We start from the raw sequence: 9,413 nt of genomic DNA on the forward strand, positions 1-9,413 counted from the left end.
TAAGGTTTTAATATCTGCAAATGTAAGGCGCTTGATTTTTTTTCTTATCCTCAAATGCGCATTTAAGTCTTCATTTTGCGTAAACATTCAGTCATTACCAATATTACTCCTTATTAAATATTCCACTAAACGTTTTCCCCCTTGTTTGTTTACAAAATCAATAAAGACAATGCCACAATTCCGTTTATTTGCTTTTTTCAGATAATTAGCTACAGGTGCGTTGACCTTATTGGCAAAGACAACGGGTGTCCCCAAAGGCAACCCGGTAGCACTTACAAAAGTAATTCCCCATCGGCGCGAAGAAGCAGGTTCAGAAGATACCCTGTCAAAATTACGAATACATACCTCTATTTTCTTTCTGGCACCTTTATCCGATTCATATTGATATTCATCTTCAAGCAGAACATACCCCTCCCTTCCGTCTTTATTACGGAGAATTAGCTGACAAGTGGCATTATCTTTCCAATCTATACAAGCAGCTCCTGGATAGTTATCCATTGCATGGTCTCTATGCAAAAAGAGAATCTTTCCGCGACACTCTTTTAATGTTAGTTCCGGACGGAAGTCCGCAATGAAGTAGCTCTGATGTGCAGGAGCACTTAAAGAAGCTGATAATAAAGAAGCATAATCTTTTAATTCCCCTCCCTCCTTCTTCAGTGAAACAATCAGGGTTTCGGAGGGATGTGCCTGCAAGAAGTTTATGAAAGCAGGCAATACGTCATCCTCCCAATATATATCCTGAAAAGCGTGACTATGGAAGATTCCTAATTTATTGTTTTTCTTCTCCAGGCGGATGTCAAAAGCGCGAATGCCTTGCTGCAACTGAGCGGTAATGTCCATTGCCTGTGTTTTCAGCATGCGTCCACCTTTGGTGGTGCCACTGTCGTGCGTGCCGGGAATGGATATTTTGCACATTGGAAGTGTATCCGGAAGAGATTTCATCCATTCTTCTTTTCCTGTAGTATTACTGTTCTGCATACCTGCATTAACACTTTGCATGTCACCGTTCCCGGCACAAGCAAGAGAATTAGATATTGATATGGCTAAAGCCAACACATAAAACATTCGCAAGCACTTTCGTTCCATAGTATATTATTCTAAAGTTTTGATAAGTGCAAAAGTAGAGGGCTGGCTGTTTTTTTTTATCCTCAAATGCGTATTTAGTTCTTCATTTTGCGTAAATATGCAACAACTATCTACTCCTTTACATCTTTGCTATTTACTTTGAGCAAATTCGGTTCTTTCCCATAAAATATGCCATCTAACCGAATTTATACCGAATTTGAACCGAATCTATACCGAGTTTGCATTAAACGAGTACTGAACCTATAGTGATTTTACCGGCTATATACATTTGAAGAACTTATGCAGAACAAATATGCCTCTTTTTTTATACTTTTGTCCCCATCATGGAACAGCAACAATCATCTTTCAAAGAAAAAGAACGCACAGACCTGCGCGAACCGCGGCGTTTCAAAGTGACAATCTACAATGATGACTTCACCACTATGGAGTTCGTCGTAAAGATACTTACTACCGTATTCTATAAATCAACGGTAGAAGCAGAAGCGCTAATGATGCAGGTACACAAAAGCCAATCGGCAGTGGTAGGCATCTATACATACGACATTGCACAATCAAAAGTGCAGAAAGCCACCCGCATGGCACGTAGCGAAGGCTTTCCACTCCGGCTCACCGTTGCACCGGAGGAAGAATAAAAACAGAAAAAAGATATGGACATACAAAATACAGAATATGTAAGCAGTGCATTTTCCTCTGCACAAAGAAAAGCGCTATCCTACCGGCACGAGTTCATCATGCCCGAACATTTATTGAGCGCATTTCTGGAGCAACCGCCTTTTTTAAATGCCTTGCAAGAATTCTTCTGTGACGTTGAGGAACTTTCCCTCTCGTTAGAAAATTATTTCGCTGAAGAGTTAGAGAGCATCCCCGAAGGTGTGGAGTATGAATTGGAAGTTTCAGCGCAACTGAATGAACTCATACAACACGCCTATCTGATGATAAACTATTCGAGTGCCGAGGAACTGAATGTCCCGCATTTGGTGCAAGGAATGATTCAATTGCAGGAATCCTGGGCAGCACACTTCCTGAAAGAAACCATCGGGGAAGACTTACCGGAATTTCTCAGCTCACTCATTTCGCAATATGAAGAAGCAGAAGAAATGGTCTATGAGCAAACTGCCGGACAAGAAAAGAGCGAACCCTGGCGGAATTACGTGACTTGCCTGAACGACTGCCTGCAAACCCACAATCCACTCATCGGACGGGAAGCGGAACTGGAACGCACCATTCAGGTACTCTGCCGCAAAGAGAAGAATAATCCATTGCATGTAGGAGAGCCGGGTGTCGGTAAAACGGCCCTTGCCTACGGGCTGGCAGCACGCATCGAGGCAGGAAATGTTCCCGAACGCCTATCGGATTGCCGCATCTATGAACTGGACTTAGGAACCCTGCTGGCAGGTACGCAATACCGGGGCGACTTTGAGAAACGACTAAAAGTCATCATGGAAGGTGTACGGAGCGAAGGGCACGCCATTATTTACATAGACGAAATACATAACTTAATAGGTGCCGGACGCACAGGAGACGGTTCTATGGATGCTTCCAACATGCTGAAACCTTATCTGGAAGGAGGAGAAATCCGCTTCATCGGTTCCACCACCTACGAGGAATATAATCGTTACTTTGCCCGCAGCAAGGGACTGGTACGTCGCTTCCAGCAAATAGACATACTCGAACCGAGCATCGAGGAAACCATCCATATTGTGGAAGGGCTGAAAGAAAAGTACGAGACATTTCACGGAGTGACCTACCAGCCCGACGTCATCCCTTATGCAGTCAGAGCAAGCGCCCGCTACATCAACGACCGCTTCCTGCCCGACAAAGCTATCGACCTGGTGGATGAAGCGGGAGCTTATCGTGAAATACACCCTACCTCTTCCGGAGAGCAGGTAGTGGATAAAACTCTGATTACCGATGTGCTCGCCCGCGTCTGCAAAGTAGATGCACTTGCCATGAAAGAAGAAGACACCGCTTCGCTGGAAACACTCTATGCACGCATCAGCAACAAGATTTACGGGCAGGAAGAAGCTGTGCGCCAGGTAGTGGAAGCTGTGCAAATGTCTAAAGCCGGATTGCTGGATGAAAACAAGCCGTTGGCAAGCCTCCTCTTTGTAGGACCTACCGGAGTAGGCAAAACCGAGGTAGCCAAAGTGCTGGCGGCCGAACTGGGCATCGCCCTGCAACGTTTCGACATGAGCGAATACACCGAAAAGCATACTGTAGCCAAACTAATTGGTTCACCCGCCGGTTATGTCAGTTATGAAGACGGTGGATTATTGACCGACGCCATTCGCAAAACTCCTCATTGCGTACTGTTGCTGGATGAGATAGAAAAAGCCCATCCCGATGTGTTCAACATCTTGTTGCAGGTAATGGACTATGCCGTGCTTACCGATAATAAGGGACGCAAAGCCGACTGCCGCCATGTAGTGCTCATCATGACCTCAAATGCCGGTGCACAATATGCCCGCCAGGCATCCATCGGATTCAGTAGCCAGATTACAGCCGGAGAAGCTATGCTGAAACAGGTAAAGAAAACCTTCAAACCTGAGTTTATCAACCGCCTCTCGGCTACGGTTGTCTTCCACGATATGAACCGGGAGATGGCTTCGCTCATCCTCGACAAAAAACTCGGAGAACTGAGCGGAAAGCTTGCCGCCCGTCAGGTAGAAATGAAATTAAGCCCCGAAGCCCGTGAATGGTTGTTGCAACGGGGATTCCTGCCGGAATACGGTGCACGGGAAATGGACCGCGTGATTGCCTCGCACCTGAAACCGTTATTGATGCGCGAAATCCTCTTTGGTAACTTGAAATCCGGAGGAACAGCCTGCGTACAAGTAGAGAAGGAGAACTTAAAACTACAAATCCCGACAGAGTAGCAACATGGTTTTCCAACTGACTGAAGAAATAGCTTTTCCCGACCCTCGCTATGGCGAACCCGACGGGTTGCTGGCAGTAGGCGGCGACCTTTCCATCGACCGCCTCATACTTGCCTACTCCAACGGCATATTCCCTTGGTATGCCTTTCAAGAGGGCACGATACAGTGGTGGTGTCCGATGGAACGTTTCGTCATTTTTCCGGAGGAAATACATATCTCCCACTCCATGCGCACGTTTATCAAAAAGGGAGAGTATGACCTAAGTGTCAACCAGGCTTTCCACGATGTAATCCATGCCTGCGGTGAATTAAGGATGAATATGGAAGGTGCCTGGCTCGGCGAAGAAATGACAGAAGCCTACACACGCATGCACGAACAAAAGTTTGCAGCCAGCGTGGAAGTGTGGGAAGGAGAACGCCTCGCAGGTGGCCTCTATGGGGTAACATTAGGCCGCTGTTTCTTCGGTGAAAGCATGTTCTCACTGGTTCCCAATGCTTCGAAATTAGCCCTTATCTATCTGGCACAAATCTTCAGGAAAAATGGAGGTTTACTGATAGATTGCCAGTTTGAAACGCCACACTTGAAGTCAATGGGAGGAAGATATATCAGCTACGAGGAATACATGGAATATTTGCGAAAGGACTAAGCCAATGTAAATTGCAGATGGCTATCCGTACTCCGCACTTCATCGAAAGCGAAACCTTCCCATGTAAAAGTTTTCAAGTCTTCGAGGCGCTCTATGCGATTCTTTATAATGAAACGTGTCATTTCGCCACGACACATCTTGGCATAGATAACAATCGTTTTCAACTGTCCATTTTTCCAGACCTGAAACTCGGGAGTGATGACGCGGACTTCTTTTTCCACCCGCTTCCAATCAAACAAATCCTTCATTTCACCACTGGCAAGGTTCACAAGTATGCCGCCCTGTTGCTTGATGTCGGCTATAAACAGATCCGTCAATAAGGGCTTCCAGTAATCAAACATCGACATTCTCCCTCTCTCCGGCAAATGTATATCTCCTTCCAGCCGGTAAGGTTTTATTCCATCCAACGGGCGGAGCAGCCCGTAAAGGAAAGAGGTGATGCGCAAATGCTGCTGTGCATAGAGAAAGTCATCTGCAGAAAAATCTTTCGGTAATATACGTTTGAAGACGGCACCGGTATATGCACAAATAGCAGGCATCGGGCAATTAGCTTCTGAGAAAAAATCCTGATAGCGCAGGTAGTTCTCAGCAGAAATTTTAGAGTTCACCCGCAACAAGTGTTCCAGCTCAACGGCAGAATACTGTCCCATATCCATTGCATTCTGCAATGCTTCCGCCTGAAAATGCGGAACAGTTATTTCAGGAACCTTCACAGTAGTGCGTACTGCCATTGTTTTGGCACAAGAGATGAATATCAACATACTACGTCATTTATAAGTTTTCGGGAAGCAAAGATAATGCAAATCGAATGCAGAACTTTCATGCTTGCATGAAAAGTTTTGCTGAGATGCCGCTTAGCTTCTTTAAAGATAACCATAAATAGGTAAATTCTGATATCCACTGCTATTTCATGAAGTTTTTCGTGAGAATCCACTTCCGTTTCAAGAGTTTTTCATACCTTTACAGCTTGTTGGAGAATATGGACTTTTTCGAGAGAAAAGAAATCCATTCCAGCCCCGAGACAGGAAAAAGAAAAAACAATATATAAAATGACCCACAAATGGAATTATCAACCCATTACACCCGAACAGGCAGAGACAAGCCAAAAACTAGCCCAAGAATTAGGGATTAGCCCGATTCTTGGAGGATTATTGGTGAAGCGGGGAATAACCAAGGCACAGGATGCCAAGAAGTTTTTCCGCCCGCAATTGCCCGACTTGCACGACCCATTTCTGATGAAAGACATGGATTTGGCCGTGGAGCGCCTTAATAAGGCAATGGGAAAGAAAGAACGTATTCTGATTTACGGAGATTATGATGTAGATGGCACCACTGCGGTATCCCTGGTCTACAAGTTCATTCAACAGTTCTATTCGAACATTGACTATTACATCCCCGACCGCTACAACGAAGGTTACGGGGTATCCACCAAAGGAGTAGACTATGCCGCTGAAAACGGCGTAGGACTAATTATTGTATTGGACTGCGGCATCAAAGCCGTGGAAGAAATAACGTATGCCAAAGAGAAAGGCATCGATTTCATCATTTGCGACCATCATGTGCCCGACGATGTGCTTCCTCCTGCCGCCGCTATACTGAATGCCAAACGTTTAGACAATACATATCCTTACGAGCACCTTTCCGGTTGCGGCGTAGGATTTAAGTTTATGCAGGCATTTGCCATCAGCAACGGCATAGAGTTCCATCACCTTATCCCACTGCTCGACCTGGTTGCCGTGAGCATTGCTTCGGACATCGTGCCCATCATGGGCGAAAACCGGATACTTGCTTTCCACGGTTTGAAGCAACTGAACAGTAATCCCAGCGTAGGTCTGAAAGCGATTATCGACGTATGCGGACTCACGGAAAAGGATATTACCGTCAGTGACATCGTATTTAAAATAGGACCGCGCATCAATGCCTCCGGCCGTATACAAAACGGGAAAGAAGCCGTCGACTTACTGACTGAAAAGGACTTCTCCACAGCTTTGGAAAAGGCCAACCAAATCAACCAATACAACGAAACCCGCAAGGACCTCGACAAAAGTATGACCGAAGAAGCCAACCAAATAGTGGCTGAACTGGACGGACTTGCCGGACGTCGTTCCATCGTACTATACAATGAGGATTGGCACAAAGGAGTCATCGGTATCGTTGCTTCCCGCCTGACGGAAATTTACTACCGCCCTGCCGTGGTACTGACACGCACGGATGATATGGCAACAGGTTCTGCCCGCTCCGTATCCGGCTTCGACGTGTACAAAGCCATCGAGTATTGCCGCGACCTGCTTGAGAACTTTGGCGGACACACATACGCCGCCGGGCTCTCTATGAAAGTGGAAAACGTCACCGCCTTTACCAAACGTTTTGAAGAGTTTGTGTCACAGAACATTCTTCCCGAACAGACCAGTGCCCTCATCAATATTGATGCAGAAATAGACTTCAAGGATATCACTCCCAAGTTCTTCAGTGACCTGAAGAGATTCAACCCCTATGGACCGGACAATCCGAAACCTATATTCTGCACCCATAACGTGTATGATTATGGTACGAGCAAAGTTGTGGGTCGCGACCAGGAACACATCAAGTTGGAGCTGGTGGACAACAAATCGAACAATGTAATGAATGGCATCGCCTTCGGACAAAGTTCGCATGTGCGTTTCATCAAGACTAAACGTTCATTCGACATCTGCTACTCCATCGAAGAAAACACCCATAAGCGGGGAGAAGTACAGTTACAGATAGAGGATATTAAACCCAATTAAATGAGGAATGAAGAATGAAGAATTACCATGCGGCATAATTGTGTGGCTCATTCTTCATTCTTCATTCTTCATTCTTCATTTCTATGTACAAGGAAATCTTAAAGCAATATTGGGGATATGATAACTTCCGCGGCATACAGGAAGATATCATCAACAGCATTGGCGAGGGTAAGGATACATTAGGATTGATGCCTACGGGTGGCGGCAAATCCATCACATTTCAGGTACCCGCACTTGCCAAAGAGGGACTTTGTCTGGTGGTTACGCCCTTGATTTCCTTGATGAAAGACCAAGTACAGAACCTGAGGAAACGGGGTATCAAAGCACTTTCCATCTACTCCGGAATGTCCCGGCAGGAAATTATCACCACGCTGGAAAACTGCATCTTCGGCAACTACAAGTTTCTGTACATATCTCCCGAACGGCTGGACACTGAAATCTTCCGTACCAAATTACGGAAGATGAATATCAGCATGATTACTGTGGACGAAAGTCATTGCATCTCGCAATGGGGGTACGACTTCCGCCCCGCTTATCTGAAAATAGCCGAAATACGCGATTTATTGCCGGGTGTCCCCGTACTGGCACTTACCGCAACCGCTACTCCCGAAGTAGTGAAAGACATTCAGGAACGCCTGTGCTTCAAGAAGGAGAATGTTTTCCGCATGAGTTTCGAGCGCAAAAACCTCGCTTATATAGTCCGCAAAACAGAAAACAAGACCGGAGAATTGCTGCATATCCTGCGCCGTATGCCCGGCAGTGCCATCGTCTACGTACGCAACCGCCGCCGAACCAAAGAAATCACCGAACTTTTAATTCACGAAGACATCACCGCCGACTTTTACCATGCCGGTCTGGATGATGCTACCAAAGACGTGCGCCAGCAACGCTGGCAGAAGGGTGAAAGCCGGGTGATGGTTGCTACCAATGCTTTCGGCATGGGTATTGACAAACCGGATGTGCGCATCGTCATCCACCTCGACCTGCCCGACTCCATCGAAGCCTATTTTCAGGAAGCGGGACGTGCAGGACGGGACGGAAACAAGGCATACGCCGTTATCCTGTATGCCAAATCAGATAAGATTACCCTCCATAAACGTATTCCGGATACTTTCCCTGAGAAAGATTACATCAAGCAGGTATACGAGCACTTGCAATACTATTATCAGATGGCTATGGGTGATGGTCTGGGATGCGTCAGAGAGTTTAGTCTGGAAGATTTCTGCCGGAAGTTCAAGTACTTCCCCGTGCCTGCCGACAGTGCATTGAAGATTCTGACACAGGCAGGATACTTGGAATATACGGATGAACAGGATAATGCTTCCCGACTCTACTTCACCGTTCGCCGTGACGAACTCTACAAGTTGCGGGAATTAGGAGAGGATATGGATAAGCTTATCCAAATCGTCCTGCGCTCCTATACCGGTGTGTTTACAGATTACATTTTTATCAACGAAGATACGCTCGCTGTGCGTAGCGGGTTGACCCGACAACGGGTGTATGATATGCTGATGCGCTTATCTAAGATGCACATCATACACTATATTCCACACAAAAAGACACCTTATATTATATACACGCGTGAACGCATAGAAATGCAGCAACTGCAAATACCACCCAGTGTATATGAAGAACGTAAAGAACGGTATGAGATCCGAATCGGAGCAATGGTAGATTATGTGACAACCGACACTATTTGTCGCAGCCGCATGTTGCTGCGTTATTTCGGTGAGAAGAATGAGCACAACTGCGGGATATGTGATGTTTGCCTCAGCCACCGTGCGGAAGAAGTGGCACAGGAGATTTCAATGGAGGAATTACGTGATAAAGTGCTTCAACTTCTTGCAAAAGAATCAGTCACCCCGGCAGGTCTTGCCGAACAAATATTGGTAGATAAAGAACTTCTGACCGAAGCTGTACACCAGCTATTGGAAGAAGGAAAGATTGATTCTACAAATGGAATACTACTGCTCAGAAACGAATAAAGTTACGAGCTACCGGCTACAAGCTACAAGTAGCTGCGCTATGTTCCGAAAGGCA

At 46.1% G+C, this 9,413-nt stretch carries 7 protein-coding genes; 5 read left to right on the plus strand and 2 right to left on the minus strand.

The features are described 5' to 3' along the window. Positions 1 to 87: 87 nt before the first annotated feature. Positions 88 to 1,086, minus strand: a complete 999-nt coding sequence (locus QZ135_RS13230) for a phosphatidylinositol-specific phospholipase C (RefSeq protein ID WP_294609934.1) — start codon at positions 1,084 to 1,086, stop codon at positions 88 to 90. Positions 1,087 to 1,409: 323 nt separating this feature from the next. On the opposite strand from QZ135_RS13230, the gene QZ135_RS13235 reads away from it, so the two are divergent. Genes QZ135_RS13235 through aat form a run of 3 tightly spaced genes read left to right on the plus strand, consistent with a single transcriptional unit; the run spans position 1,410 to position 4,608 of the window. Further along, entirely contained in the window at positions 1,410 to 1,718 is a 309-nt protein-coding gene (locus QZ135_RS13235) for an ATP-dependent Clp protease adaptor ClpS (RefSeq protein ID WP_294609937.1), read from the plus strand. 15 nt (positions 1,719 to 1,733) lie between these two features. After that, positions 1,734 to 3,962, plus strand: coding sequence for an AAA family ATPase (locus QZ135_RS13240; protein WP_294609940.1), 2,229 nt, complete (start codon positions 1,734 to 1,736; stop codon positions 3,960 to 3,962). A gap of 4 nt (positions 3,963 to 3,966) precedes the next feature. Then, positions 3,967 to 4,608: a leucyl/phenylalanyl-tRNA--protein transferase gene (gene aat, locus QZ135_RS13245; protein WP_294609943.1), complete on the plus strand. Its 642-nt coding sequence runs from the start codon at positions 3,967 to 3,969 to the stop codon at positions 4,606 to 4,608. On the opposite strand, the gene yaaA is transcribed toward aat, so the two are convergent. Further along, a complete protein-coding gene (gene yaaA, locus QZ135_RS13250; protein WP_294609946.1) occupies positions 4,605 to 5,369 on the minus strand; it encodes a peroxide stress protein YaaA in 765 nt (254 codons plus the stop codon). The two genes, aat and yaaA, sit on opposite strands and share 4 nt — an antisense overlap. A 288-nt stretch (positions 5,370 to 5,657) precedes the next feature. On the opposite strand from yaaA, the gene recJ reads away from it, so the two are divergent. After that, entirely contained in the window at positions 5,658 to 7,373 is a 1,716-nt protein-coding gene (recJ, locus tag QZ135_RS13255) for a single-stranded-DNA-specific exonuclease RecJ (protein ID WP_294609949.1), read from the plus strand. Positions 7,374 to 7,456: 83 nt separating this feature from the next. Beyond that, positions 7,457 to 9,358, plus strand: coding sequence for an ATP-dependent DNA helicase RecQ (locus QZ135_RS13260; protein ID WP_294609952.1), 1,902 nt, complete (start codon positions 7,457 to 7,459; stop codon positions 9,356 to 9,358). The last annotated feature ends 55 nt before the right edge of the window (positions 9,359 to 9,413 follow it).

This window comes from uncultured Bacteroides sp. (genome assembly GCF_905207245.1).
Lineage (GTDB): Bacteria > Bacteroidota > Bacteroidia > Bacteroidales > Bacteroidaceae > Bacteroides.